Origin of the sequence: Amycolatopsis sp. NPDC026612 (assembly GCF_040638285.1) — a bacterium.
In the GTDB taxonomy this organism is placed as follows: Bacteria; Actinomycetota; Actinomycetes; order Mycobacteriales; family Pseudonocardiaceae; genus Amycolatopsis.
The window spans coordinates 92,482-117,737 of the sequence record NZ_JBEZYB010000004.1 but is presented as its reverse complement, the minus strand read 5'-3'; the positions used below and the strand labels follow the sequence as shown (position 1 = coordinate 117,737).

The following is a 25,256-nucleotide window of genomic DNA, read 5'->3' as shown; positions in this document are numbered from 1 at the left end:
GACTCCGTGGTCAACGACCGCGAAGAGGTCGTTGACCACGCGTGCCGGGCACGAGCCGGTCGTGATCGTTTCCCTCGACGACTACCAGTCGCTGAAGGAAACCGCCTATCTGCTCCGCAGCCCGGAGAACGCTCGACGGCTGATCACCGCCATCGAGCGACTGGAGTCGGGCGGCGGAACACAGCAAGAACTCGTTGAATGAAGCTGATCTGGGACGAGTACGCGCGGGACGACTACCTCTGGTGGCAGACCGAAGACCGAAAGGTTCTCAAGCGCATCAACGAACTGCTCAAGAATGTCCGGCGTAACGGCAATGAAGGTCTCGGCAAGCCAGAACCGTTGAAGCACGGCTTCCAGGGTTACTGGTCGCGTCGAATCACTGACGAACACCGGCTCGTCTACAAGCTCGCCGGCGACGAGATCCGGATAGCGGCCTGTCGCTACCACTACGGAAAGTAGCTCAGGACACCGCCAGCGGCAGGCGTACCTCGAACCGGCACCCCGGCCCGTGGTTGTGGACGCCGATCCGCCCACGGTGTGCCTCGACCAGCCCCTTGGCGATGGCCAGGCCGAGGCCCCCACCGCTGGTCGTCCCGCCGCGCTCGGGCGTCCGGGCCTGCGTCCCGCGGAAGGCGACGTCGAAGACCCGGCTGATTTCGTCGTCCGGGATGCCGCCGCAGGAGTCGTCGACGGCGAGCAGGGCCTCGTCACCGTCGACGCCGATCTGCACCGCCACCGTCCCGTCGGGCGGGGTGTGCCGGATCGCGTTGGACACCAGGTTCCGCACGATCCGGGCCAGTTCCGGGTCGCTGCCGGTCACCACCGGCCAGGTCGACGCGTTGGCGAGCACCTGAACGCGTTTCCGCTGGGCGACCGGCGCCTGGGCCGCGACGGCGTCACTCACGACGTCCCGCAGCGGCACCGCGGACATCGTGAGCTCCAGAGCGCCCGCGGTGATCCGCGAAAGCTCGAACAGGTCGCCGACCATCGCGGACAGCCGCCTGGTCTCGCCGCTGATCCGCTGGGCGTAGTCGGCGACCTCGTGGCGTTCGGCCACCACGCCGTCGGCCAGCGCTTCGGCCATCGCCTGGATGCCGGCCAGTGGGCTGCGCAGGTCGTGGCTGATCCACGCGACCAGCTCGCGCCGGGACGCCTCGGCCGCGCGTTCCCGCTCGCGTGCCTCGCGTTCCCACACGCTGCGGCGCGCGATGGCCCGGCCGAGGATGATCGCCGCGGGCACGGTGACCAGCGCGACGAGCAGGCAGACCAGCAGCATCGTGGTCAGCGCCGGGGTGAACATGAACCCGCTGATGCCCAGGACGCCGACCAGCGTGGCGAGCACCGGGATCAGCACCAGCACCGTGAGGGTGGTGGCCAGGGAGCCGCGGCGCAGGACGTACAACGCCACGCCGCCCAGTGCCGCGACCGGCAACGAAAACAGCAGCGCGAACGGCAGGATGTGCCAAAGGTGCGTCAGCATCTCCGGCAAGGGTTCGCCCGAGCCGATCACGGCTGCTCCCGGTCGTAGCGGTAGCCGACGCCCCACACGGTCGCCACCCGGGTCGGCTTGGCCGGGTCGCGCTCGATCTTCTCGCGCAGCCGTCGCACGTGGACGGTCACCGTGGATTGGTCGCCGAAGTCCCAGCTCCACACCTTCTCGAGCAGGTCCGCCCGCGAATAGGCGACGCCGGGGTGGGCGAGGAAGAACGCCAGCAGGTCGAACTCCCGGGTGGTCAGCGGCAGTTCACGGCCGCCGCGGGTCGCGGTGCGCGCTTTCATCTGCAGGCGCAGGTCACCGTCCACGAGTTCGGCGGCCGCCGGCTCGGGGCGGGGCATCCGCGCGCGGCGCAGGACCGAAACCACGCGGAGGGCGAGTTCCTTGGGGCTGAACGGTTTCGTCACGTAATCGTCGGCGCCGAGCTGGAGCCCGGCGATGCGGTTCTCCTCTTCGCCGAGGGCGGTGAGCATGACGATCGGCACCTGGCTGACCTGGCGCAGCCGCTTGCACACCTCGAGTCCGTTGATCCCCGGCATCATGACGTCGAGGACGACCAGGTCGGGCTCGTGGGCGGCGAACTTCGCCAACCCTTCGGCGCCGTCGCCGGCCATGTCGACGGTGAACCCGGCCACCTCCAGGTAGCGGCGGACGACGTCGCGGACCGTCTCGTCGTCGTCGACCACGAGGACACGTCCGGCCTGATCGTTCATCACGTCTCCCTCACCAGCCCGTCAGCAGCAGGTGGTTGACCACCAGCGCCGTCGTCGCCTGCGCGGCCAGCCACCACCGGCGTCCGGGCCGCGGCAGCAACGCCGTCATCGGCAGCAACCACACCCCGAACGGTAGCCAGATCCGTTCGGTCTCGGCTTTCGACAGGCCCGAGACGTCGGCGAAGAGGATGGCGACCAGGGCGGCGAGGCCCAGCAGGAGCACCGGCTCGGTGAGCCGGGGCCGGCGCGAGGAGGCGAGACCTCGCCGGACGGCGGCCACCACCGCGGGGCCGAGGGCGACGGCCACCGCCGCCAGATCCGCCCACCCCCAGTACGAGTAGGGCCGGACCAGCGCCACGCCCTGGTAGTAGCGCTCGACGACCAGGTGGTAGCCGTCGAGCCACCAGAAACCCGCCCAGGCGAAGGTGCCGACGACGGCCAGCGCCGCGACGATCGCCAGTGCCGCCGCCCGCCACTGCCGGCCGAGGACGGCGACGGCCACCGCGAGCAGCCCGAGCAACACCAGGCCGTACGACAGGAAGATCCCGAAGCCGAGCAGCACTCCGGCGCCCAGCCCGGCCGGCACGGCGTACCGGCCACCGCCGGCGAACCCCTTCGCGGACAACGCGAGCAAAGCCAGTCCAGTGGCGGTCACGCCGGCGAACAGGCCGTCCGCGGACACGCCGATCCACACCGCGCCGGGAGTGAGGACGGCGAACGGCAGCACCGCGCGGGCCGCCTCGGGCCGGCCGAGCAGGGCGACCGTGGCCGGCACGGCCACCGCGACGAGGCTGCCGACGAGGACGACGGCTGTGGCCGCCCACGCGCCGCCGTGCAGACCGATCCGGTCCAGCCAGACGAAGACGAGCGTTGCGCCCGGCGGGTGGCCGGACACGTGCGTCGTCCACGAGTGCGGTTGGAAGTCGAGGATGCGCGAGGAGAACTCCCGCAGCATCCGCGGGATGTCGGTGATCCCCGGTACCTCGTGGAGGTACTCCTGGGGAATGGTGAGGTGCCCGGCGAACCCGCGGGACCAGCCGTCGACCATCGCCAGCGAAAAGATCCAGGCGAGTGAGGCGAAGTAGCCTGCGGCGAGCGCGCGACGCAACGGCAGGCGGGCGGCCAGTACCGGGCCGTGGAGCACCACCGCGACGGCGACGAGCACGGCGAACACCGAGCCGGGGCCGACGTGCGGCAGCCAGTCGGCGAACAACGGCGGCGCGGACACGAAGATGACCACGCCGGAGTCCGGCCGGTTGTAGTACAGGCCGACAGCCGTGGCCGCGGCGACGAGCACCACGGCTGCCGCGACGGCAAGCAGGTCGGCGCGGCGGCCGGAGACCGGGGCTTCGGGTTCGCGGGCAGGCGGCTCGGCGAGCCGGGCTGCCTGGTTCGGCTCGCTCATCGCTGCCCACCCTAGGGCCGGGGAGAGTGATCCGCGCGCCCGGAACGGCAGCCGTAACGACGCGGTAAGAACTCGCCCGATGTCATGATTCGGTAAGCCCCGCAAGGGTTCTGTGACGTTTCGGACGGCCTTACGGTCAGCTCCGTGACTGACTTGGAAGTGGACGTCGTCCTCCCTTGCCTCGACGAAGCGGGGGCTCTCCCCGGCGTGCTGGCCTGCCTGCCTCCGGGCTACCGCGCGATCGTGGTCGACAACGGTTCGACCGACGGATCGCCCGAAGTGGCGGCCTCGCTCGGCGCGAAGGTCCTCCACGAACCGCGCCGCGGCTACGGCGCGGCCGTGCACGCGGGGCTGGAAGCCGCCACCGCGGACATCGTGTGCTTCGCCGACGCTGACGGGTCCCTGGACCTCGCCGACCTGCCGCAGCTGGTGACGGCGGTCGAGCGCGGCGCGGACCTGGCCGTCGGCCGCCGGGTGCCGACCGGTCCCGGAGTGTGGCCGTGGCACGCTCGAGCCGGCAACGTCGTGCTGGCGCTGCTGTTGCGCAGCCGCGGGCTGCCGGTGCGGGACATCGCGCCCCTGCGCGCCGCGGACCGGCGGGCGCTGCTCCGCCTCGGCGTGGCCGACCGGGCGTTCGGCTACCCCCTGGAGCTGCTGATCAAGGCCCAGCGTGCCGGGTGGCGGGTGCACGAGTTCGACGTCCGCTACGGCGAGCGTGCCAAGGGCACGAAGTCGAAGGTGTCCGGGTCGGTGCGGGGCACGCTGCGCGCGGTCCGCGACTTCGGGCGGGTGCTGGCCCGATGACGCGTCCGTTCATCCTGCTGGTCGTGGCCAAGGCGCCCGTCCCGGGGCTGGCCAAGACCCGCCTCTGCCCGCCCGCGACGCCGGCCGAAGCGGCGGAGATCGCCGCGGCCGCGCTGCTCGACACGCTCGACGCCGTCTGCGCGGTGCCCGGCGCCGAGCCCGTCGTCGCCATGACCGGCGACCTCGGCGCCGCCGCCCGGCCCGTCGAAATCAGCATGGCGCTGCGCCACGTCACCACGATCCCGCAGCGTGGCTACGACTTCGGTGCCCGGCTGGCGAACGCCCACGCGGACGCGGCCGAGGTGCACGCCGGCCTGCCGATCCTCCAGATCGGCATGGACACCCCGCAGGTCACGCCGGAGTTGCTCGCCGCGGCGGCCGCCCCGGTCCGGCACGGCCACGACGCGGTGCTCGGACCGGCCGTGGACGGCGGCTGGTGGGCGCTGGGGCTCGCCGAGCCGCGGCACGCGCAGGTCCTCGCGGGCGTCCCGATGTCCCGCGACGACACCGGCGAGCGCACCCTGCGCGCGCTCACCGCGTGCGGGCTACGGCCACGGCCGGCCGGCCGGCTGTCCGATGTGGACACCATGGCGGACGCACGTTCGGTGGCGGCGGCGTGTCCCGATGGCCGGTTCGCCCGCGCCGTCGCGGCGGTCGGCGGACGGGTGGTCGCGTGATGACGGCCCCGGTGGTCACCGGTCACGAGTTCGACCGCGGGCTGCTGGGCCACCGGTGCTGGCTCGAACTGGCGAACGGCGAGCGGATCGAACTGCCGGTGGAACGCTGGACCGAGCCGTCCGAGGGCGACGACGTCCTGCTCGACGCCTGTTCCGGTCCGACCGTCGACCTCGGGTGCGGCCCGGGCAGGCTCACCGCGGCACTGGCCGGGCGCGGGGTCGTCGCGCTGGGTGTCGACAGCTCGCGCACGGCCGTCGGGCTGACCCGGCGTCGCGGCGGGAGCGCGTTGCAGCGCAACATCTTCGACCGCCTGCCCGGCGAAGGCCGGTGGCGGCACGCCCTGCTCGCCGACGGCAACATCGGCATCGGCGGCGACCCGGCCGGGCTGCTGCGGCGCACGGCGCAGCTGATCGCCGCCGACGGCGACATCCTCGTCGAACTGGAGTCACCCGGCCGGGGCCTGCGGCACGAGCGCGTCCGGCTTCGGCCGGGCCACGCCGACGTCGCCTGGTTCACCTGGGCCTGGGTCGGGGTCGACGCGATCGCCGAAGTCGCCGCGCGCGCCGGGTTGCGCGTCGACTGGACCACCCGGCGCGGGCACCGCTGGTTCGCACGATTGGAGCGATCGTGAAACTCCCGATCCCGGCAGAAGAACAGTTCCGGGCCCCGGCGCACCACGAGCGCGTGACGTCGAAGATCGGCCTGGCGCTCGCGATCACGTTCACGACGTGCTTCGTGACGGGGTTGATCAGCCACCTGATCCAGCACCCGCCCGAGTGGTTCTGGTGGCCCAGCCGCCCGGCCGGGCTCTACCGCGTCACGCAGGGACTGCACGTGATCTCGGGCGTGGCGTCGATCCCGTTGCTGCTGGCGAAACTGTGGAGCGTCTACCCGAAGCTGTTCGGCCGGCCGCTCGTCCGCTCGCTGCCGCACGCTCTCGAGCGGCTGTCGATCCTGGTGCTGTCCGGCGCAGCGTTCTTCGAGCTGACGACCGGGTTGCTGAACGTCGCGCAGAACTACCCGTGGGGCTTCTACTTCCCGCAGGTGCACTACGCGGTCGCGTGGCTGGCGATCGGGTCGATCCTGGTGCACGTCGCGGTGAAGCTGCCGATCATCCGCCGCGCGCTGAGCCGGACCACCGTCGAGGAACCGCCGGCCGAGGGGCTGTCCCGGCGGGGATTCCTCCTCACCACCGGGCTGGCGACGGGGGTCGCGGTCGTCGCCACCGCCGGCGCGACGGTTCCGTTCCTGCGCGGGGTGTCCGGGCTCGCCTGGAAGACGGGCAAGGGCACGCAGGACCTGCCGGTGAACCGCACGGCGGCGGCCGCGAACGTGACGTGGTCCCCGTCCTGGCGCCTCTCGGTGGTGACCCCGCGCGGGACGACGAAGTTCTCGCTCGACGAGCTGCGCGCACTGCCGCAAACGACAGCGGAGCTCCCCATCGCCTGCGTGGAGGGCTGGAGCCAATCGGCCACCTGGCGCGGGATCTCCCTGCCCACGCTGCTGAAAGCCGTCGGCGCGTCGCCGGGCACGGCGGTCCGGGTGTCCTCCGCGGAGCGTGGCGGGCTCTACGGCGTCAGCGTGCTCCCCGGCGAGCACACGGCCGACGAGCTGACGCTGCTGGCCCTGGAACTGAACGGCGAGGTCCTCGCTCCCGACCACGGCTTCCCGTGCCGGATCATCGCCCCGAACCGGCCCGGGGTGCTGCAGACGAAGTGGGTCACCAAGCTGGAGGCACTGTGAAGATCGCCCGTGTGCTCTTCGCCTTGCCGGGCCTCGCGGCGCTGGCATGGGGGGTGGTGCTGTTCGCCGAGTACGCGCTGCCGCTGCGTCCGGACGTCTTCGGGACGGTGGGCTGGATCATCGGCGGCCCGATCCTCAACGACGCCGTCATCGCCCCGCTGACGGCGGTGCTCGGCGTCGTACTGGCCCGTCTCCTGCCACCCCCGTGGAAGGCCCCCGTCGTGGCCGGGACGGTCCTCACCGGGGTCCTGGCGATCCTGGCGTTCCCGCTGCTCTGGCGCCCGTACGGCACCCCACCGATGCCGGGCCTCCACGACGGCAACCCGGCCCTTGGCCTCGCCCTCACGGTAGCGACGGTCTGGCTGGCCGTGGCCCTGACCGCCCTCCGCCACCGCTTCGTCCCCCGAACCACGAGTGCTACCCCGCCCGTCACCCGTGCCGCCCCTCCAGCCACGAGTGCTGCCCTTCCCGACACCCCGGCCGCCCCTCCGGGCACACCGGTCACTCCTCCCGACACCCCGGCCGCCCCTCCAGCCACACCGGCCGACCGCCCCCGCACCTGACCCGGGCACAAATGCGGCCACGCGCGACCGGCATCGAGTGCCTGGTCGCGCGTGGCCTTGTGGGTCCGGCCCCGAAACCGGGGGGTCGAGCCGAAGCTGGTCTCGGCCGCACCGAGGCGGCCGAGCGTCTGGAACGGATCAGTTGGCCGGGACGGGCTGCCCGCCGAGCGTTACCTCGACCGTGCGGCTGTCGGCGAGCGTGAAGGTCGCCTTCTCGTCCGGGGCCCGGGTGCGGATCGCCGCGACCAGGGTGTCGGCCGAGTCGATCGGGCGGTCGTCGATCTTGGTGACGACGTCGCCCGCCTTGAGGCCGGCCTTCTCCGCCGGGCTGCCGGCGGTGATGGCGCCGAGTTCGGCGCCGCCCTGCGGGGCGTCCTTCACCTGGGCGCCGATGTAGGTCTGGATCGCCTGGCCGGTTTTGATGATCGTGTCCGCCGTGCGGCGGGCCTGGTCGATCGGGATGGCGAAGCCGATGCCGACGTTGCCGCCTTCGGACGCACCCTGGCCCTGGCCACCGCTTGCCGACTGCGGGCTGTAGATCGCCGAGTTGATGCCGATGACCTGGCCGGCCATGTTCGCCAGCGGACCACCCGAGTTGCCGGGGTTGATCGCCGCGTCGGTCTGGACCGCGTCCATCACCGTGGTCTGGTCGCCGCTGCTGCCGCCGGCGCGCACCGGCCGGTGCAGCGAGCTGACGATGCCCGAGGTGACCGTGCCGGCCAGCTCGAACGGCGAACCGATGGCCACCACCGACTGGCCGACCCGCAGGTCGTCGGACCGGCCGATCTCCACCGGCGTCAGGTTGCCGACGCCGGTGACCTTGACGACCGCGATGTCGGTCGTCGGGTCGCGGCCGACGACCTTGGCGGCAGCCTTCTTGCCGTCCTGGAACACGGCCTGGATCTGCCCGCCGTTCGCGGCGACCTCGACGACGTGGTTGTTGGTCAGGATGTAGCCGTCGGTGCTGATGACGAACCCGGAGCCCTCGCCCGCTCCCTGCTGGCCGCTCACCTGCAGCTCGACGACGCTCGGCGACAGCTTCTTCGCGACGGCCTCGACCGAGCCGGCGGGCGCGTTGCCGGTCTGCTGGGCCGGCTTCGGCGCGTCGAGCGCGTTGCCGGTCGGGCTGGACGACCCGCCGGTGAGGTACCCGACCGTTCCGCCCGCGACGCCGCCGACCAGGAGCGCGACCAGCGCGACCCCGGCGAGCAGCTTCCCGCCGGACCGCTTGGGCTCCGGCGCGGGTGGGCCGTAGCCGGCCGGGCCGTGCTGCCCGTACGGGTTGGGCGGCGGGTAGACGCTCTGCTGGGTCTGGCCGGACGGCATCTGCGCACCCGGGGCGGACCAGGGGTTCGCCGTCTGCGCGCCGTACGCCGGATCGGCCCCGGTCACCGCGTGGTAGGACGGCTCGGAGTACTGCGGCGCACCGCCGGACTCGGGCTGGGCCTGCTCACCGTACGGATTCCCCGCCCAACCGCCCTGAGCCGCCTGCTGGCCGGTCTCGGGGTGCCGCGGAGCCGCGGGGTCGTGCGAAGTGGGGTCGTTCTCGGTCATGTCCTCACCTTGCGGGATGGTCCTGAGAGGTTCCTGAGCCGAACCTGTGCATCGCAGATGAGTATGGCCGGGTTCAGCCCGCCGCGCGGAGCCGTTCCGCGATTTGCTCCGGCGTCGCGTCGTTGATCCACACCGCCATGCCCGATTCGGACCCCGCCAGGTACTTCAGCTTGTCCTTCGCGCGCAGCACGGAGAACAGTTCGAGGTGGAGCCAGCCGAGTTCGCGATCGCGGCGCACCGGCGCCTGGTGCCACGCCGCGATGTACGGCAGCGGCCGGTCGTACAGCGCGTCGCAGCGGCGCAGCACGTCGAGGTAGACGGCGGCGAAGTCGTCGCGCTCGGCGTCGGTCAGCGCGGGGATGTCCGGGACCTGCCGGTGCGGCACGATCTGGACCTGGACCGGCCAGCGGGCCGCCGGCGGCACGTACGCCGTCCAGTGCTCGCCCGAGGTCACCACGCGGGCACCGGACTTGCGTTCGGCCGCGAGCACGTCGCCGAGCACCGGGCGGCCGTGTTCGGCCTGGTAGGCGCGGGCGACTTCGAGCATCCGCTCGGTCTTCGGGGTGACGAACGGGTAGCCGTAGATCTGCCCGTGCGGGTGCGAAAGCGTGACGCCGATTTCCTCGCCGCGGTTCTCGAACGGGAAGACCTGCTCCACACCGGGCACCGCGGACAGCCCGGTCGTGCGGTCGGCCCACGCGTCCACCACCGCCCGCACCTGCTCGGCGCTCAACTGGGCGAAGGAACCGTCGTGGTTGCTGGTGAAGCAGACGACCTCGCAGCGGCCGCGGCCGGGCCGCACCGGCACCAGCCCGAGTCCATCCACAGTGGACGGTTCACCGATGACGTCCTCGGCGAAGGACGGGAACCGGTTCTCGAAGACGACGACGTCGTAGTCGCTTTCGGGGATCTCGCTCGGTTTGCCGGGCTTGCTCGGGCACAACGGGCAAAGATCCGCGGGCGGCTTGTAGGTCCGCGTCTGCCGGTGTGCGGCCATCGCGACCCACTCCCCGGTCAGCGGGTCCAGCCGGATCTCCGACGCGGCCGAAACCGGCGGCAGGTCGCGGGTGTCCTCGGCGACGCGGTCGGGCGCGCCGGGCTGGTCGAAGTAGATGATCTCCCGGCCGTCGGCCAGGTGTCGTACGGTTCGCTTCACGCTTGTTCGGCCTCGACCGTCTCCGCCGTTTCGGCGATCATGAGTTCCCCTGCCCTTTCGGCAAGTATTTCCTTGGCCTCGCCGGAAATCCCGTCATCGGTGACGACGACGTCAGCCTCGGCGAGGTCGGCGATCGTCGAGATCCCGACGGTGCCCCACTTCGTGTGGTCGGCGAGCACGACGAGCTTGCGCCCGGCCTCGACCAGCGCGCGGTCGGTCTCGCTTTCGGTGAGGTTCGGCGTCGTGAACCCCGGCCCGTCGGCCATCCCGTGCACCCCGAGGAAGACGACGTCGAGGTGCAGCGACCGCAGGCTGTGCACGGCGACCGGTCCGACCAGCGCGTCCGACGGCGTCCGCACCCCGCCGGTGAGCACGACCGTGCGGTCCGGCGACGTCGACCCGCGGAGCACGTCCGCCACCTGGATCGAGTTGGTCACGATGGTGAGTCCCGGGATGGCGTCCAGCGCACGGGCGAGCGTCCACGTGGTGGTGCCGGCGGAGATGCCGATCGCGGTGCCGGGCCGCACCAGCGTCGCCGCAAGTCCGGCGATGGCTTCCTTCTGCGCGCGCTGGCGCACGGACTTGGCCTCGAAGCCGGGTTCGTCGGTGCTCTTGCCGACAATGGAAGTGGCGCCGCCGTACACCTTTTCGACGAGCCCCCGCCCAGCGAGGACGTCGAGGTCCCGGCGCACCGTCATGTCGGAGACGCCCAGCCTGGACACGAGGTCACTGACCCGGACCGCACCGGTCCGGCGGGCCTCTTCCAGGATCACCGCCTGTCGCTGACGCGCCAGCACCGCTCAACTCCGTCCTCAGGACACCTCAACCACACAAAATCCTACACGATTCAACACGAGATCCGCAGAGCCGACGCGGGTGAACTTTCGAACGACCAGGTCACAGGACGATCGGCAGCACCACGCCCCAGCCGAACAACACCACCACGGGCGAGGCGAGCGCAACTCGCCACGCGCGCGGCAGTGCGTCCGCGGTGACGAGCGCCGCGAGCACGTAACAGCCGGCGACCACCGCGCAGAACAGCGGGAAGGGGCACGCCACCAGGTCGAGCACGGTGGTGACCAGCGAGAGCACGATGAGCGGCCCGGCCAGCGCGACGGGCCAGGCCGGACGGACGCGCGCCAGCGCCAACAGGACGTACGCGATCAGCGCCGCACCGAACACCGCGAGCGGTACGACGAACATCGCGATGACCAGGCACGCCGGGCCGGTGCACATTTCCCGGTACGGGAACGCCCACAAGACGAGTGTCGCGACCAGCCCACTCGCCGCCGCGACCAGGCAACGGCGGACCAGCTCACGGCAGGACATCCGCCGATCCTGGCCGATTCCGCCGTCGGCGTCTCGCGAACCAGTCAGCCGGGCGCCCCCGGCAGCCGGATCGTCATCAACGCACCGCCTTCGGGTGCCTGAGAGGCGTAGACCGCTCCGCCGTGCCGCTCGGCCGCGTGCTTGACGATCGCCAGCCCGAGGCCCGAACCCGGCAGCGTCCGCGCCTCCGACGAGCGGTAGAAGCGGTCGAACACCTTGGGCAGGTCCTCCTCGGCGATGCCCGGACCGGCGTCGGCGACCTCGACGACGGCGGTGCCGTCGCCGAGCGGGTACAGCCGCACCCAGACCGTCGCGTCGGGCGGCGAGAACTTCACCGCGTTGTCGAGCAGGTTCAGCACCGCGCGTTCGAGCGCGCTGTTGTCGCCGGTGAGCACCCACGGCTGCAGCGAGACGTCGAAGTTGATGTCGCCCGCGCGCCGCCGCGCCCGGTCGAGCGCCCGCTCGACGACCTCCAGCAGCTCGACGCGTTCGAAGCGCTCGCGCGGCTCGTCCTGGCGCGCGAGCTCGACCAGGTCGCCGATGAGCTGCGTCAGCTCGTCGAGCTGGCCGCTGATGTCCGCGACGATGTCGATCCGGTCGTCGTCCGGCAGCGGCGGCGCGCCGGGCTTGCTCGCGGCGAGCAGCAGCTCGAGGTTGGTGCGCAGCGACGTCAACGGTGTCCGGAGCTCGTGTCCGGCGTCCGCGACCAGCTGGCGCTGGCGTTCCTGCGAGTCCGCGACCGTGCCGAGCATGGTGTTGAAGGTCTGGGTGAGGCGCGCCAGCTCGTCGTCGCCGCTGACCGGGATGGGCCGCAGGTCGCCGGTCTTGGCGACGCGTTCGGCGGCCGACGTCAGCCGGTCGACGGGGCGCAGGCCGGTGCGCGCGACCGCGGTGCCCGCCGCGGCGGCGACCAGGATGCCGGCGCCGCCGATCAGGAAGAGCACCAGCGCGAGCTCGTTCAGCGTGCGCTTGGTCGGCCCCATCGACTGCGCCAGCACGATCGCCTCGCCGTGGCCGGTCGGCAGCGCAACCACGCGGCTGTCGGAGCGGAAGTCCGTCCGCAGCGACTCCGCCGAATCACCGTTCGCGACGGCCAGCTCGTCCTGCCCGAACGGCGGCGCCGAACTCGACAGCGGGTAGGTCATCACGGCGTGCTGGACGTCAGGCGCCGCGTTGAGCTGCCCGATCTGCAGGTCGGCGCTGGCCAGGAAGGCACCGGGGACCTGCCGCAGCTCGGTCTGCACCTGCGGCGAGTCGGCGGCCGCCTGCGCGCGCGCCATCAGGCTGTCGTCGAGCTGCTGGTAGAGGTTGCTGCGCACGACGATGTACGCGCCGATCGACACCAGCGCGACAGCACCGGCGACACAGGCGGCGGCGAGCAGCGTCACCCGGCCGCGCAGCGAGAACCGGCGGGCGCCCCAGCGCGTGCCGCGGGGGTCGCCGGGTTCGGTCACGGCGGGGTTTCCCGCAGGACGTACCCCACTCCCCGCACCGTGTGGATCAGCCTCGGCTCCCCCTCGGCCTCCGTCTTGCGGCGCAAATAGCCGACGTAGACCTCCAGCGCGTTGCCCGACGTCGGGAAGTCGTAACCCCATACTTCCTCCAGGATCCGGCCACGCGTGAGGACGTGCTTCGGGTAGGAAAGGAACAGTTCCAGCAGGGCGAATTCAGTCCGGGTCAGGCTGATCTCGCGTCCGCCGCGGCGGACCTCCCGCGTGCCGGGGTCGAGGGTCAGATCTGCGAAGGCCAGCGCCTCCGACGCCTGGCCGTTCGGCGCCTCCGGGCTGGCGCGGCGCAGCAGCGCCCGCAGCCGGGCGAGCAGCTCCTCGAGCGCGAAGGGCTTCGGCAGGTAGTCGTCGGCGCCGGCGTCCAGCCCGGACACCCGGTCGGAGACGGTGTCGCGGGCGGTGAGGACGAGAATCGGCAGGTCGTCACCGGTGCTGCGCAGGCGGCGGGCGACCTCCAGGCCGTCGAGCCGGGGCATCATGACGTCCAGGACCATGGCGTCCGGCCGGTCGGCGATGATCGCCTCCAGGGCCTGCGCACCGTCGCTGGCCAGCTGGACCTGGTAGCCGTTGAACTCCAGGGACCGCCGCAGCGACTCACGGACGGCGCGGTCGTCGTCCACCACAAGGATGCGCATGGCTGTAGTTTTACGCAGCGTGCTGAGACCCGCCTAAGAACACACGCAGAACTCACAAAGGATTTCTCACTCGGGACCCCGCGCGACCGGCGCGTTCCAGTGCCGCCACAGCGCGACCATCCGGACGGTGACGACCGCAGCGGCCGCGACGACGGTCACCGGCCCCTCCGGCAGTCGCACAGCGTGACCGACGGCGACGAGCGCCGAGCCGGCCAGCGCAGCCACGGCGTAGATCTCCTTCCGCAGGACGAGCGGTATTTCCCGGAGCAACAGATCGCGCACGGCACCGCCGCCGATGCCGGTCGTCATCCCGATCAGACACGCGGCGTAGACGGTGGCGCCGGCGTTGAGCGCGATGGTCGTCCCGGCGGTGGCGAAGACGCCGAGCCCGAGCGCATCCGCCAGGAGAACGCCCCGCCGCAGCCGCGCGACCTGCGGGTGGAAGACGAAGACGACCAGCGCGGTCACGGCACAAACGGCGAGGTAGGACCAATTCCGCAGCGTCGTGGGCGGGTGGATGCCGAGTAGCACGTCCCGGATGACACCACCGCCGAGCGCGGTGGTGAGCCCGACCACAACGACCCCGAAGACGTCGAGCCGGGCCCGCACGGCGGCGAGCGCGCCGGACGCGGCGAAGGCGACGAGCCCGACGAACTCCAGCGCCGTGAGCAGCATCTACTGGTCGAGCAGCCCACCGCGGTAGGCCAGCAGCGCGGCCTGCACCCGGTTGGCCGCGCCGATCTTGGAGAGCACGGCGGAGACGTACCCCTTGACGGTGGCTTCGGAGAGGTGCAGGCGCCCGCCGATCTCGGCGTTGCTGAGCCCCTGCCCGATGAGCGCGACGACCTCCCGTTCCCGATCGGACAGCGAGGCAAGCAGCTTGCGAGCGGGCTGAGCAGCACGTTGTTCGTCCCGATGGGTTTGCACCATCCGCGCGGCGACGCCCGGATCGAGCACGGCGCCACCCCTGGCGAGATCCCTGACGGCCCTGAGCAGCGCGGCGGGGTCGATGTCCTTGAGCAGGAAGCCGTTGGCACCGAGCCTGAGCGCGAGACTGACGTACTCGTCGATGTCGAAGGTGGTCAGCATGGCCACGGTGGGCGGGTCGGGGAGGGCGAGGATGGCCCTCAGCGCACGGATGCCATCGTCGGGAGCGCGCATCTTGATGTCGAGAAGAGCCACGTCAGGGTGATACCGGCGGGCGACCTCGACCGCGGATCTGCCGTCGGAAGCTTCGCCCACGATCTCGATGTCCTGGGCCCCCGACATCATCGCGCGCAGGCCCGAGCGCACCAGTTCCTCGTCGTCGGCGAACATGAGCTTGATCAACGAAGCCCTCCGCAACAGCCGGTGGGAGCGGCTCCCCGCGTCCCGTTAACGAAGGTTACCTACTGTTGTTCAGCAGTTCGAAACCAGACACGACCAGGTGACGGGCTGGTCCGTCCAGGTCAGGTTCGGTCGGCGGTGCGCCAGGGTGTACCCCCGCGTCGGCCAGGCCCACAGAACCACTCACGTGGGTGACGACGAGAGTCGGGCTCCTCCATCCGTGCCCCCGTGCCTCTCGCGGCTTACGTCCGCTAGGCTCGACTCGGCAGGACATGCCCTCGTAGCTCAGGGGATAGAGCACCGCTCTCCTAAAGCGGGTGTCGCAGGTTCGAATCCTGCCGGGGGCACTACTAAGGACGGGAACAAGACCGTCACCCGATGGGCGGCGGTCCTGTCCGGCATTCTCTTCTTTACGCTGTTGACGGCGCTGCCGTGCATCGTCGAGCGAGATGACAGCCCCGTCGTGGGCGGTTCGGCTGGCAGCAGTGATGGCGGGGCCGGTCAGGGTACACGGCAGGTGGCGGTGTGGGTGTCGCGGTGGTAGCGGATCCCCAGCCGGAGGGCTTCGAACAGGGCTCGGGCCAGTTCCTCGGATAGCTGGTCGACTTCGACCTTCATCACGGAGAGCGCATCGAGCAGGCCGGGATTGGGTGCGGCCAGGATGCGCTGTTCGATCTCTGCGAGCTGTCCCTCCAGCTGCTCGCGCTGGGCCCGGCGCTCCGCGCGCCACTCGTTGATGTCGCGAACGAAGTCCTCGTCGGGGTCGTCGATGAGTTCGAAGTTGCGGATCGTCCGCTTGATCTTGACATCGATGTCGGCGATCACCTACGGATCCGGTGACCTGCTGTTCCCGCTCTCGTGCCACGGTGGCGTCGAGATGGCGGAGGTTGGCGTCGAGCAGCTGGCGACGGTAGTCGCCGAAGACGTGGTCGGACAGGAAGGCGTTGACCTTCTCCAGCAGGTGGTCCTCGCGGATGAAGATGCCACCGGCTGCTGGGTGGCCGGCGGGGAGGTATGCCTTCTTGTGAGCGTAGGCGTAGTCGGCCCGTTTGCGGGTCTTGCCGTTCACGCGCCGTCCACAAAGGTCGCAGAAGAGGTAGGTGCGGAAAGGTGGGACCGTTTGGTCTGCTGGTGCTTGGTGTTGGCTCCAGCAGCGGTGCGGGAGCCGAAGCGGTGGCCGCTGACTTCTTGGGTCTGGATGAAGGTGTCGAGGCCGACCAGCACCAGCACCTCATGCACGGGCTCCAGGCGATAACCCGACGAACATGGATCGCGCGGACGTTGCCATCCCACCTCTCAGTGACCCACACCTCAGACTGGCGTGGCCCGTTCGACGGGCGCGAGCTCACCGCCGCTGCGCTGGATGCCCGCAGCTACAAGCTGTTCCCGCCGACCAGACGCGCGCAGCCGTTCACTGGCACGTCTTGTCGCGGTGAGGCTCCGCAGTCGTCTCGGCGGTCCGTGACATCCTGAGTAAGGTGGCTCGCTGATCTTCACGAACCGCCCATCGAACGTATGTTCGTACGCGTGGCACAATGGAGGGGTACATGGAACGCGACCACCAGCCAACTGCAACGTGGTGTTGCCTCAGCGGAGAGGCGTCTTGATGGTTGACCGCGTCAAAGAGACCCAGCGCGGCGAGCTGCACAAGACCATCTGGCGTATCGCCAACGACCTACGTGGCTCGGTCGACGGCTGGGACTTCAAGAGCTACGTCCTCGGCATCCTCTTCTACCGGTTCATCTCCGAAAACCTTGTGGCCTACATCAACGAAGGCGAACGTAAGGCCGGCGACGAGTCGTTCGACTACGCCACGCTGAGTGACAAGCAAGCAGAACTCGGTCGCCGGGAGACCGTCGCCGAGAAGGGCTTCTACATCCTCCCGAGCGAGCTGTTCGTCAACGTCCGCAAGCGCGCTTCTCGCGACGAGAACCTGAATGAGACGCTCGAGCGGATCTTCGGCAACATCGAGGGCTCGGCGAAGGGTACCGACTCCGAGGACGACCTCAAGGGTCTGTTCGATGACCTCGACGTCAACAGCGCCAAGCTCGGCAACACGGTGGCTCGTCGGAATGAGAAGCTCGTCAAGCTGCTCAACGCCATCGGCGATCTGAACCTCGGCGACTTCAACGGCCACACCATCGACACGTTCGGCGACGCCTACGAGTATCTGATGCAGATGTACGCGGCCAACGCCGGCAAGTCCGGTGGCGAGTACTACACGCCGCAGGAGGTTTCCGAACTCCTGGCCCGCATCGCGGTCGTCGGCAAGAAGTCAGTCAACAAGGTCTATGACCCCGCCTGCGGTTCAGGCTCGCTGCTACTCAAGTTCGCCAAGGTCCTCGGCAAGGACAAGGTCCGCCAAGGCTTCTTCGGTCAAGAGATCAACCTGACCACGTACAACTTGGCTCGCATCAACATGTTCCTGCACGACGTGAACTACGAAAAGTTCAGCATCGCCCACGGCGACACCCTCATCGAACCGGCCCACTGGGACGACGAGCCGTTCGAGGCGATCGTCTCCAATCCGCCGTACTCGATCAAATGGGAGGGCGACGCCAACCCGCTGCTGATCAACGACCCGCGCTTCGCCCCGGCTGGCATCCTCGCTCCGAAGAGCAAGGCCGACCTCGCCTTCACGATGCACATGCTCTCGTGGTTGGCGGTCAACGGCACAGCAGCCATCGTCGAGTTCCCAGGTGTGCTGTACCGCAGTGGTGCAGAACAGAAGATCCGAAAATACCTAATCGACAACAACTACGTCGACGCCGTCATCCAGCTGCCGCCAGACCTCTTCTTCGGCACAACCATCGCGACCTGCATCTTGGTGCTCAAGAAGTCGAAGAAGGACAATGCAGTACTGTTCATCGACGCCACTGCCGAGTCGGTCCGACCCGGCAACAAGAACAAACTGTCGGAGGTCAACCAGCAAAATATCCTCGCGGCTTATATGGCCCGCGAGGACATAGACCACTTCGCCAAGTTGGTCCTGAACGATGACATTGCTGCCAAAACTTATAACTTCACCGTCGCTTCTTACGTCGAGGGTGAAGACACCACGGAAGCGGTAGACATTGCGGATCTGAACATGGAGCTTGCGAGGGTGGTTGCTCGACAGGCGGAACTCAGGTCTACTATCGATGAGATCGTCGCAAGCCTGGAAGCAGGGGGAAATGAGGTTGTCTGACCTGCTTTCTAGGGCACCAGACCCCACCCCCGTGCAGGTAGAGGGATTTCTTGACAGTCGCCGACTCGGCTGGGGCCGACACAAGCGGATCAAGGTCGGCAAGGTCTTTCACAATTTTCACTGCCGTCAATGTGATGACCAGCGCACGTTTGAATCGGGAGATGAGCTCTCGTGCCTCAGCTTAGGCGACCAGGCTGTAAGCATTGACGCCGCACTGAGATGCGGTGCGTGTCGGGCTTCGGTGGAAGTATGGTTCCTTCTGCGAAGTGTGGGCGACATGTTCGACCGGGCACCGACTGTTCAAATCGAGCGATACACCGAGAACCTGCGGGATCGTGCCGATCGAGTTGGATCGACTGCTGGACCTTTTGCGGACCTGCTCATGCGCGCACAGCTTGCGTACGAAGAGCAACTGGGAGCCGGGTCGATGATCTATCTGCGCAAGATATTTGAATCGATCACATTTGAGGTCGCAGAGATCGCCATGATTGCGACTACCACTCCCAGGGGGAAACGGCGCCCCTTCAAGGACGTGCTCCGAGAGGTCAATGAGAAGCGGAACATCATTCCGCAACGCTTTTCCGCTAACGGATATCTTCTGTTTAGCGAGCTGAGCGAGGTAATCCATGGCAACTCCAGCGAGGACGAGGCGCTCAAGAAGTTCAACCCTTGCCTTCAGCTGGTACTTGGCGTTGTCGAGGAAGTCAATCGCGACAACGTCTTTGCCAAGGCCATCGATGAACTCGGTTGGGGTGTCGACAACATCGATGAGATCGCGGGAGAGAGGGCCGTTTCGTGAGTCGGATCGATGACCTGCTCAAGGCGCTTGCACCCGAAGGAGTTCCGCTCAAGGCACTCGGGGATGTCGGCGAGTTCATTCGTGGAAATGGTCTCCAAAAAAGTAATCTGACAGACGAAGGCGTATCTGCTATCCACTACGGCCAGGTTCATACGATTTACGGGACCTGGACTACGAAGACCGTCTCATTTGTGGATCCCGACTTCGCCAAGTCACTTCGCCGAGCTGCTTCAGGTGACTTGATTGTGGTTACGACAAGCGAGGACGACAAGGCAGTCGCCAAAGCCGTTGCTTGGCTTGGCGACGAGGATGTCGCAATTAGTGGGGACGCATACATCTACCGTCACACGCTCGATCCGAAATTTGTCGCTTACTACCTCCAATCTGATCAGTTCCAGAATCAGAAGAAGCGTAGCATCACCGGTACAAAAGTGCGGCGAATCTCGGGCGACGCCTTGGCCAGGATCCTCATCCCCGTGCCGCCAATCGAAATACAGGCGGAGATCGCGCTGATCCTTGACCGCTACTCCAGGTTTGAGGCTGAGCTGAAGGCCCAGCTCGGCGCGGAGATGAAGGTTCGCAGGGAACAGTTTAATTTCTTCCGCACGCAGCTACTGACAATTAGTGGCGGCGACGTTCATGCAATAACGCTTCCTGAAGTATCTGTAGACCTCGACAGTCATCGTCGCCCCGTGACAAAGTCGGCGCGGGTCTCAGGAAAAATTCCCTATTATGGCGCATCCGGCATTGTCGACTACGTGAGCGATTTCATCTTTGATGGCAAATATCTTTTGGTGTCAGAGGATGGCGCCAATCTCCTGGCTCGTTCAACTCCAATAGCATTCTCGATCTCTGGCAAGTCCTGGGTGAACAACCATGCGCACGTCCTCGAGTTCGCGACGGATACGGAACGGCGGTTTGTTGAGTTATACCTGAACTCCATCGACCTTGCCCCGTACGTCACGGGCGCCGCTCAGCCAAAGTTGAACAAGGTGAATCTTAATTCGATCCGAATCCCGTGGCCAACGCTTAGCGATCAGGCACGAATCGTCTCTACGCTGGATAGTTTGGAGGCCTCAGTCGGCGGTCTCGTGAGGAGTCTGTCCGACGAGATAATCGGTCGTCACAAGCAGTACGCGTACTACCGCGACAGACTCTTCGCTTTCGAGAGGCTCTTGGCATGAGTGAGGCTCCAGCACGCCAGTACGACCCGATCGCGGTCAGCTCGGAGAGTACGGTCGTCGCCGAGTTCATCCCGGACGCCGTACTCGCCGCGACCTACCAGTCGGAGGCAGACCTTGAGAGCGAGTTCGTCGCGATCCTGCAATCCCAGGCATACGAGTACCTCCGGATCACCTCGGACCACCAGCTCGTCGCCAACCTTCGCACCCAGCTCGAGCTCCTCAACGGCATCACCTTCAGCGACTCGGAGTGGGAACGGTTCTTCACCGAGAAGATTGCTGGGGCCAACGAGGGCATCGTCGAGAAGACTGTCCGCGTCCAGGAGGACCATGTCCAGGTCCTGAAGCGGGACGACGGCACGACCAAGAACATCAGCCTTCTCGACAAGAAAAACGTCCACAACAACCGCCTGCAAGTCATCAACCAGTACGAGATCGGAGCGGGCGAAGGCGGCACCAAGCACGCCAACCGTTACGACGTGACTGTCCTGGTCAACGGTCTCCCTATGGTGCACATCGAGCTGAAGCGTCGGGGCGTGGACATTCGCGAGGCGTTCAACCAGATCGACCGCTACCAGCGGGACAGCTTCTGGGCCGGATCGGGCCTGTTTGAGTACGTCCAGCTCTTTGTCATCAGCAACGGCACGCTGACGAAGTACTACTCCAACACCACCCGTCGCCAGCACATCAGCGAGTCGGGCGGCAAGAAGACCCGCAAGACTAGCAACTCGTTCGAGTTCACTTCGTGGTGGGCAGACGCCCAGAACAAGCCGATCCAGGCCCTGGCGGCCTTCGCCAAGACCTTCTTCGCCCGGCACACGCTGCTCAACATCCTGACCAAGTACTGCGTCCTGACGGCCGACCGACTGCTGCTCGTCATGCGTCCGTACCAGATCGTGGCGGCCGAACGGATCCTGAACCGGATCGAGATCTCGACGAACTACAAGCAGCTCGGCACCCTTAAGGCAGGTGGCTACGTCTGGCACACGACCGGGTCGGGCAAGACCCTGACTAGCTTCAAGGCAGCCCAACTCGCCAGTCGGATGCCTGACGTCGACAAGGTGCTATTCGTCGTCGACCGCAAGGACCTGGACTACCAGACCATGAGGGAGTACGACCGCTTCGAGAAGGGCTCGGCCAACTCCAATACCTCGACTGCGGTGCTCAAGCGGCAGCTTGAGGACCCGAGCGCGCGGATCATCATCACTACGATCCAGAAGTTGGCGACCTTCATCGGCGGCAACAAGGGCCACGACATCTACAGCGGCCATGTCGTGATCATCTTCGACGAGTGTCACCGCTCGCAGTTCGGCGACATGCACTCCGCCATCATCGAGACGTTCAAGCGGTACAACCTGTTCGGCTTCACGGGTACTCCGATCTTCGCCGCCAACGCGGGCACCAGCGGCAACCGGAAGCTCCGCACCACGGCCCAGGCATTCGGCTGCTTCCTGCACGGTGATCCGGTCAGCTGCCCGCCTGAGGGCCACCAGATGGCGATCCATATCTACACGATCGTTGACGCCATCAGTGACAAGAACGTCCTGCCCTTCCGCATCGACTACGTCAACACCGTCCGCGTCTCCGCCGGCCTGACGGACAAGCAGGTGTCGGCCATCGACACCGAGAAGGCTCTGCTCGCGCCGGAGCGGCTGACCAAGGTCGTCGGCTACACGCTAGAGCACTTCGACCAGAAGACCCGCCGCTCGGAGCACTACTCGCTGAGCGAGCGCCGTGTCCACGGCTTCAACGCCCTGTTTGCTACTGCCTCGATTGAGGCAGCCAAGCGGTACTTCACCCGCTTCAAGGAGCAGCAGGCTGACCTGACGCCGGACCGCAAGCTCAAGATCGGGCTGATCTACTCCTACGCCGCCAACGAGGCAGTGGCCGACGACTACCTCGACGAAGAGGGCTTCGAGACAGGCGAACTCGATCAGTCGTCGCGCGACTTCCTTGAAGCCGCGATCCAGGATTACAACGCACTTTACGGCACGAGCTTCGACACCAGCTCGGACAAGTTCCAGAACTATTATAAGGACTTGTCGCTCCGGCTGAAGAACCGCGAGATCGACCTGGTCATCGTGGTCAACATGTTCCTGACCGGCTTCGACGCCACGACGCTGAACACGTTGTTTGTCGACAAACGGCTGGTGAATCACGGCCTCATCCAGGCCTACTCGCGAACCAACCGCATCCTGAACTCGGTCAAGACTTACGGCAACATCGTCAGCTTCCGCGACCTGGAGGACGAGACCAACGACGCCATCGCGTTGTTCGGCAACAAGGACGCCAAAGGCATCGTCCTGCTCAAGCCATACGCCGAGTACTACACCGAGTACGCAGAGAAGGCCCAGGAGCTGCTCACGCAGTTCCCACTCGGCCAGCCGATCGTCGGCGAGGCGGCACAGAAGGCGTTCATCACCCTGTTCGGTCAGATTCTGCGACTAGATAACATCCTGACCAGCTTTGACGAATTCGCCGGTAACGTGATCCTGACCGAGCGCCAAGGCCAGGACTACCGAAGCGTCTACCTGGACCTCTACGCGGAGTTCAAGAAGGAGAAGAAGGCCGAGAAGGAGTCGATCGTCGACGATGTCGTCTTCGAGATCGAGCTGATCAAGCAGGTCGAGATCAACGTCGACTTCATCTTGATGCTGGTCCAGAAGTACCGCGAAGCCAAGGGGGTCAATGAGGATCGGGAGATCCGGGCGACCATCTCCCACGCTATCGATGCGAGTCCGAGCTTGCGCAACAAGAAGGACCTGGTCGAGGACTTCGTCGACTCCATATCGGCGACAGGCGACCTCGGCGAGGAGTGGGCCGCCTACGTCGCAAAGCGCCGTGCCGAAGAGCTCAACGCAATCATCGAGGACGAGAACCTCAGACCTGACGAGGCCCGAGCCTTCATCGAGACCGCCTTCCGCAACGGCGAGATCAGGGCTAGCGGTACGGCAATCACCAAGGTGCTTCCACCGGTCTCACGCTTCTCAGCCGACGGCGGTCACGGCGAGAAGAAGCAGCGGGTGTTGACGAAGCTCGGCACGTTCTTCGAGCGCTTCTTTGGTCTCACGTCTCGCGGAGGCGGGGCTTGATGGCTGACCGATCTCCGTTCAGCAGGTATCCACCAGGACCTCTTCCTGTACACTGGATCGACGCCGAGCCGGGAAACAAGGCCGCAATGGACTGCAAAGCGTCGACCGCAAAGCGCTGAGACGTGCTGATGCTCAGATCGCAGCATGAACACAACTCCGGACTCCAGGCAGCGGACCCGCCGCCAGCAGCAACATGAAGCCGTGGACGTCGTCTTCGAGATCAACCTCGTTGACGGCGCCGAAGCTGAGCGTCATGGCCTGCAACAGGCGGCGGTCATCCGCGACGTAGTGCTGTGGCACCACCGAAACGGCATCAGCGCCACCGCACGCGAGCACTACTACAGCATGAAATAGCCTGCACGAACAAGCATCCAACCTGAAACCGCTGGTCAGCCCTATTCCCCACCCTTTGGCGCTCCTGCCGGGGGCACTCAGAACATGCGTTGCGTCAGCATCAGACGGTTGGTACTCGAAAACGGGTCTGCCCAGACTTCGGTTGACACCGGAGCTGACTGTTTCTCAGGCCGCTGCTGCGGTCGTGTAGATGGTCTCAAACTCGACCGGGGTGAGCTTGCCCAGCCCCCGTTGTCGGCGTTTGCGGTGGTACTTCGTCTCGATCCAGGACACGATCGCCAACCGGAGTTCCTCGCGGGTGCGCCAACGTCGGGTATCGAGAACGTTCTTCTGCAGCAACGAAAAGAACGATTCCATCGCTGCGTTGTCACCACAGGCACCGACCCGCCCCATCGACCCGGTCAGCCCGTGGGCACGCAGCAGGCGCCGGTAGGCTCCCGACCGGAATTGAGCGCCGCGGTCGGAGTGGACCACGACATCGCGCGGGTCGCGCAGCGCGATCGCGTTCCGCAGCGCGCTGACCGCGAGTGAGGCCCGCATGTGCGAGGCGATGGAGTAGCCGACGATCTTGTTGGAGTAGCAGTCCTTGACCGCACACAAGTACAGCTTGCCCTCACCGGTGGGATGCTCGGTGACATCGGTCAACCACTTGGTATTCGGCGCAGTGGCAGTGAAATCCCGGCGCACGAGATCGTCATGCACCGGCGGCCCGGCCTTGCGTGAGCGGCCTTTCTTCCTGGCGTGCAGCGAGAAAATCTGCTGCATCGAGCAGATCCGCCACACCCGGTTCTCGGACGCGGTGAAACCACGGCGGGCGAGCTCATCGGCGATGAACCGGTACCCGTCGGCCGGGTCGTCGGCGTGGATCTCGAGCGCGGCGTTAATCAGCTGCGCGTCGACCCAGTCCCGCTGCGAGACCGGAGCCGTGCACCACTGGTAGTAGGCCTGCCGGGAGATGCCCAGCACCCTGCACGTCACCGCGACCGGCACCCTGATCGGGGCGCCGGCCGCGGCCAGTTCACGGACGAGCGGGAAGGCTATTTTCCCGGCAGGTTGCCCTGCGCGAGGTAGGCGGCGGCCTTCCGCAGGACCTCGTTCTCCTGCTCCAGCAGCCGGTTGCGCTTACGCAACTCGCGTAGCTCGGCGGACTCGTCCCGGGTCACGCCGGCCCGGGTGCCATCCTCGACGTCGGCGGCGCGCAGCCAGTTGGCCAGACATGACTCGGAGATCCCGAAGTCTTTGGCGACCTGCTTCAGCGGGGTATCGCCGCGGCGGGCCACGGCGACGACGTCGTCACGGAACTCACGGGGGTGGGGCTTGGGCACGGTGACATCCTTCCAGGCGAGGCCGAAGCCTCACACGTGAGGTGTCAACCAAAGTCTGGGCAGACCCAACATCAGATGCCAGCTCGATTGAAGCTGGGTTTGCGCGCGTGCGTTTGCCGCAATGCGGTGATGTGTGAGGCGAACGCGTCGTCGAGGTTCTCGCGTTCGGCGAGCGCTCGGAGATCGGTGAGCAGTGTGACGGCGGCGGCGTAGCCGGCCGGTTTGCGGGTGGCGATCAGCGCGTCGACACGCGACCACGCGGCGTCTCCCTCCTCGGCGAGTCTGTTGAGCCGTCCCTCGCGGGCCAGGGAAAGTGCTAGTTCCCGGCGTGCCTCGTCTTCGGCACGCTCACGGGCCAGGGCGACGCTCGCGATGAGTTCCGCCGACGCGCTGCGGCGTCGAGCAGGTC

Annotated in this window: 26 protein-coding genes and 1 tRNA gene; 13 read left to right on the top strand and 14 right to left on the bottom strand. The window is 67.4% G+C overall.

Going from position 1 to position 25,256, the window contains the following annotated elements; translation table 11 throughout:
- Nucleotides 1-31 precede the first annotated feature (31 nt).
- Both AB0F15_RS06065 and AB0F15_RS06060 read left to right on the top strand, forming a co-directional pair.
- Entirely contained in the window at nucleotides 32-202 is a 171-nt protein-coding gene (locus tag AB0F15_RS06065) for a type II toxin-antitoxin system Phd/YefM family antitoxin (RefSeq protein WP_360265917.1), read from the top strand.
- Nucleotides 199-459 carry a Txe/YoeB family addiction module toxin gene (locus AB0F15_RS06060; RefSeq protein ID WP_360265914.1) on the top strand — a complete coding sequence of 87 codons (261 nt, stop codon included), beginning with the start codon at nucleotides 199-201 and terminating at the stop codon, nucleotides 457-459. Before AB0F15_RS06065 ends, AB0F15_RS06060 begins: the two co-directional genes overlap by 4 nt.
- A 1-nt stretch (nucleotide 460) precedes the next feature.
- On the opposite strand, the gene AB0F15_RS06055 is transcribed toward AB0F15_RS06060, so the two are convergent.
- From AB0F15_RS06055 to AB0F15_RS06045, 3 genes are read right to left on the bottom strand one after another with little or no spacing between them, the layout of a single operon-like run.
- Complete coding sequence (locus tag AB0F15_RS06055; RefSeq protein ID WP_360265912.1) at nucleotides 461-1,510, bottom strand: HAMP domain-containing sensor histidine kinase; 1,050 nt, start codon at nucleotides 1,508-1,510, stop codon at nucleotides 461-463.
- On the bottom strand, nucleotides 1,507-2,208 hold the full coding sequence (locus AB0F15_RS06050) for a response regulator transcription factor (RefSeq protein ID WP_360265909.1): 702 nt from the start codon (nucleotides 2,206-2,208) through the stop codon (nucleotides 1,507-1,509). The genes AB0F15_RS06055 and AB0F15_RS06050 overlap by 4 nt, the downstream gene beginning before the upstream one ends.
- A 10-nt stretch (nucleotides 2,209-2,218) precedes the next feature.
- Nucleotides 2,219-3,613: a hypothetical protein gene (locus AB0F15_RS06045; protein WP_360265906.1), complete on the bottom strand. Its 1,395-nt coding sequence runs from the start codon at nucleotides 3,611-3,613 to the stop codon at nucleotides 2,219-2,221.
- Between the two features lie 159 nt (nucleotides 3,614-3,772).
- On the opposite strand from AB0F15_RS06045, the gene AB0F15_RS06040 reads away from it, so the two are divergent.
- The 5 genes from AB0F15_RS06040 to AB0F15_RS06020 are packed head-to-tail and all read left to right on the top strand — an operon-like array spanning nucleotide 3,773 to nucleotide 7,401.
- The gene (locus tag AB0F15_RS06040; protein ID WP_360266376.1) at nucleotides 3,773-4,417 is read left to right on the top strand and encodes a glycosyltransferase family 2 protein; all 645 of its coding nucleotides are present in this window, start codon (nucleotides 3,773-3,775) and stop codon (nucleotides 4,415-4,417) included.
- Complete coding sequence (locus tag AB0F15_RS06035; protein ID WP_360265903.1) at nucleotides 4,414-5,094, top strand: DUF2064 domain-containing protein; 681 nt, start codon at nucleotides 4,414-4,416, stop codon at nucleotides 5,092-5,094. Before AB0F15_RS06040 ends, AB0F15_RS06035 begins: the two co-directional genes overlap by 4 nt.
- Nucleotides 5,094-5,726, top strand: coding sequence for a class I SAM-dependent methyltransferase (locus tag AB0F15_RS06030; protein ID WP_360265900.1), 633 nt, complete (start codon nucleotides 5,094-5,096; stop codon nucleotides 5,724-5,726). The genes AB0F15_RS06035 and AB0F15_RS06030 overlap by 1 nt, the downstream gene beginning before the upstream one ends.
- Nucleotides 5,723-6,838 carry a molybdopterin-dependent oxidoreductase gene (locus AB0F15_RS06025; protein WP_360265897.1) on the top strand — a complete coding sequence of 372 codons (1,116 nt, stop codon included), beginning with the start codon at nucleotides 5,723-5,725 and terminating at the stop codon, nucleotides 6,836-6,838. The genes AB0F15_RS06030 and AB0F15_RS06025 overlap by 4 nt, the downstream gene beginning before the upstream one ends.
- Nucleotides 6,835-7,401, top strand: a complete 567-nt coding sequence (locus tag AB0F15_RS06020; protein WP_360265894.1) for a hypothetical protein — start codon at nucleotides 6,835-6,837, stop codon at nucleotides 7,399-7,401. Before AB0F15_RS06025 ends, AB0F15_RS06020 begins: the two co-directional genes overlap by 4 nt.
- Nucleotides 7,402-7,539: 138 nt before the next feature.
- Here the strand turns inward: AB0F15_RS06020 and AB0F15_RS06015 are convergent, their stop codons facing one another.
- The 8 genes from AB0F15_RS06015 to AB0F15_RS05980 all read right to left on the bottom strand — a co-directional run bounded on the left by AB0F15_RS06015 (nucleotide 7,540) and on the right by AB0F15_RS05980 (nucleotide 14,912).
- Nucleotides 7,540-8,955, bottom strand: a complete 1,416-nt coding sequence (locus tag AB0F15_RS06015; protein ID WP_360265891.1) for a trypsin-like peptidase domain-containing protein — start codon at nucleotides 8,953-8,955, stop codon at nucleotides 7,540-7,542.
- A 73-nt stretch (nucleotides 8,956-9,028) separates the two neighbouring features.
- The gene (galT, locus tag AB0F15_RS06010; protein ID WP_360265888.1) at nucleotides 9,029-10,111 is read right to left on the bottom strand and encodes a galactose-1-phosphate uridylyltransferase; all 1,083 of its coding nucleotides are present in this window, start codon (nucleotides 10,109-10,111) and stop codon (nucleotides 9,029-9,031) included.
- Complete coding sequence (locus AB0F15_RS06005) at nucleotides 10,108-10,908, bottom strand: DeoR/GlpR family DNA-binding transcription regulator (RefSeq protein ID WP_360265885.1); 801 nt, start codon at nucleotides 10,906-10,908, stop codon at nucleotides 10,108-10,110. Before AB0F15_RS06005 ends, galT begins: the two co-directional genes overlap by 4 nt.
- A 100-nt stretch (nucleotides 10,909-11,008) precedes the next feature.
- The gene (locus AB0F15_RS06000; RefSeq protein ID WP_360265882.1) at nucleotides 11,009-11,440 is read right to left on the bottom strand and encodes a hypothetical protein; all 432 of its coding nucleotides are present in this window, start codon (nucleotides 11,438-11,440) and stop codon (nucleotides 11,009-11,011) included.
- Between the two features lie 44 nt (nucleotides 11,441-11,484).
- A complete protein-coding gene (locus AB0F15_RS05995; RefSeq protein WP_360265879.1) occupies nucleotides 11,485-12,894 on the bottom strand; it encodes a HAMP domain-containing sensor histidine kinase in 1,410 nt (469 codons plus the stop codon).
- Nucleotides 12,891-13,583 (bottom strand): response regulator transcription factor, encoded by a 693-nt coding sequence (locus AB0F15_RS05990; RefSeq protein ID WP_360265877.1) that lies wholly within the window; start codon nucleotides 13,581-13,583, stop codon nucleotides 12,891-12,893. The genes AB0F15_RS05995 and AB0F15_RS05990 overlap by 4 nt, the downstream gene beginning before the upstream one ends.
- A gap of 66 nt (nucleotides 13,584-13,649) precedes the next feature.
- Entirely contained in the window at nucleotides 13,650-14,258 is a 609-nt protein-coding gene (locus AB0F15_RS05985; protein WP_360265874.1) for a TRIC cation channel family protein, read from the bottom strand.
- A complete protein-coding gene (locus AB0F15_RS05980) occupies nucleotides 14,259-14,912 on the bottom strand; it encodes a response regulator transcription factor (protein ID WP_360265871.1) in 654 nt (217 codons plus the stop codon).
- Nucleotides 14,913-15,183: 271 nt separating this feature from the next.
- Between AB0F15_RS05980 and AB0F15_RS05975 the strand changes: the two genes are divergently transcribed.
- Nucleotides 15,184-15,256, top strand: a tRNA-Arg gene (locus AB0F15_RS05975).
- A gap of 154 nt (nucleotides 15,257-15,410) precedes the next feature.
- Here AB0F15_RS05975 and AB0F15_RS05970 read toward each other — a convergent pair.
- Both AB0F15_RS05970 and AB0F15_RS05965 read right to left on the bottom strand, forming a co-directional pair.
- A complete protein-coding gene (locus AB0F15_RS05970) occupies nucleotides 15,411-15,734 on the bottom strand; it encodes a hypothetical protein (protein ID WP_360265868.1) in 324 nt (107 codons plus the stop codon).
- 240 nt (nucleotides 15,735-15,974) lie between these two features.
- Nucleotides 15,975-16,148 (bottom strand): hypothetical protein, encoded by a 174-nt coding sequence (locus tag AB0F15_RS05965; protein ID WP_360265865.1) that lies wholly within the window; start codon nucleotides 16,146-16,148, stop codon nucleotides 15,975-15,977.
- Nucleotides 16,149-16,515: 367 nt separating this feature from the next.
- On the opposite strand from AB0F15_RS05965, the gene AB0F15_RS05960 reads away from it, so the two are divergent.
- The 5 genes from AB0F15_RS05960 (at nucleotide 16,516) to AB0F15_RS05940 (ending at nucleotide 23,522) form a co-directional block, all read left to right on the top strand.
- Nucleotides 16,516-18,096, top strand: a complete 1,581-nt coding sequence (locus AB0F15_RS05960) for a type I restriction-modification system subunit M (RefSeq protein ID WP_360265862.1) — start codon at nucleotides 16,516-16,518, stop codon at nucleotides 18,094-18,096.
- Nucleotides 18,083-18,895, top strand: coding sequence for a hypothetical protein (locus AB0F15_RS05955; RefSeq protein WP_360265859.1), 813 nt, complete (start codon nucleotides 18,083-18,085; stop codon nucleotides 18,893-18,895). Before AB0F15_RS05960 ends, AB0F15_RS05955 begins: the two co-directional genes overlap by 14 nt.
- Nucleotides 18,892-20,079 carry a restriction endonuclease subunit S gene (locus AB0F15_RS05950; RefSeq protein WP_360265856.1) on the top strand — a complete coding sequence of 396 codons (1,188 nt, stop codon included), beginning with the start codon at nucleotides 18,892-18,894 and terminating at the stop codon, nucleotides 20,077-20,079. The genes AB0F15_RS05955 and AB0F15_RS05950 overlap by 4 nt, the downstream gene beginning before the upstream one ends.
- Nucleotides 20,076-23,168 (top strand): type I restriction endonuclease subunit R, encoded by a 3,093-nt coding sequence (locus AB0F15_RS05945; RefSeq protein WP_360265853.1) that lies wholly within the window; start codon nucleotides 20,076-20,078, stop codon nucleotides 23,166-23,168. The genes AB0F15_RS05950 and AB0F15_RS05945 overlap by 4 nt, the downstream gene beginning before the upstream one ends.
- 201 nt (nucleotides 23,169-23,369) lie before the next feature.
- Nucleotides 23,370-23,522 carry a hypothetical protein gene (locus AB0F15_RS05940; protein ID WP_360265850.1) on the top strand — a complete coding sequence of 51 codons (153 nt, stop codon included), beginning with the start codon at nucleotides 23,370-23,372 and terminating at the stop codon, nucleotides 23,520-23,522.
- Nucleotides 23,523-23,687: 165 nt separating this feature from the next.
- On the opposite strand, the gene AB0F15_RS05935 is transcribed toward AB0F15_RS05940, so the two are convergent.
- A protein-coding gene (locus tag AB0F15_RS05935) for an IS3 family transposase (protein WP_360265847.1) occupies nucleotides 23,688-24,847 on the bottom strand; the annotation gives its coding sequence in 2 pieces (ribosomal slippage) (nucleotides 23,688-24,566 and nucleotides 24,569-24,847; 1,158 coding nt in all).
- Nucleotides 24,848-25,256 lie beyond the last annotated feature (409 nt).

Coding starts and splice junctions, on each gene's coding strand:
- AB0F15_RS05945 (WP_360265853.1), top strand. CDS start 20,076: ATGAGTGAGGCTCCAGCACGCCAGTACGACCCGATCGCGGTCAGCTCG.
- AB0F15_RS05985 (WP_360265874.1), bottom strand. CDS start 14,258: ATGCTGCTCACGGCGCTGGAGTTCGTCGGGCTCGTCGCCTTCGCCGCG.
- AB0F15_RS05960 (WP_360265862.1), top strand. CDS start 16,516: ATGGTTGACCGCGTCAAAGAGACCCAGCGCGGCGAGCTGCACAAGACC.
- AB0F15_RS05955 (WP_360265859.1), top strand. CDS start 18,083: ATGAGGTTGTCTGACCTGCTTTCTAGGGCACCAGACCCCACCCCCGTG.
- AB0F15_RS05990 (WP_360265877.1), bottom strand. CDS start 13,583: ATGCGCATCCTTGTGGTGGACGACGACCGCGCCGTCCGTGAGTCGCTG.
- AB0F15_RS06000 (WP_360265882.1), bottom strand. CDS start 11,440: ATGTCCTGCCGTGAGCTGGTCCGCCGTTGCCTGGTCGCGGCGGCGAGT.
- AB0F15_RS06045 (WP_360265906.1), bottom strand. CDS start 3,613: ATGAGCGAGCCGAACCAGGCAGCCCGGCTCGCCGAGCCGCCTGCCCGC.
- AB0F15_RS06060 (WP_360265914.1), top strand. CDS start 199: ATGAAGCTGATCTGGGACGAGTACGCGCGGGACGACTACCTCTGGTGG.
- AB0F15_RS06050 (WP_360265909.1), bottom strand. CDS start 2,208: ATGAACGATCAGGCCGGACGTGTCCTCGTGGTCGACGACGACGAGACG.
- AB0F15_RS06015 (WP_360265891.1), bottom strand. CDS start 8,955: ATGACCGAGAACGACCCCACTTCGCACGACCCCGCGGCTCCGCGGCAC.
- AB0F15_RS06030 (WP_360265900.1), top strand. CDS start 5,094: ATGACGGCCCCGGTGGTCACCGGTCACGAGTTCGACCGCGGGCTGCTG.
- AB0F15_RS06035 (WP_360265903.1), top strand. CDS start 4,414: ATGACGCGTCCGTTCATCCTGCTGGTCGTGGCCAAGGCGCCCGTCCCG.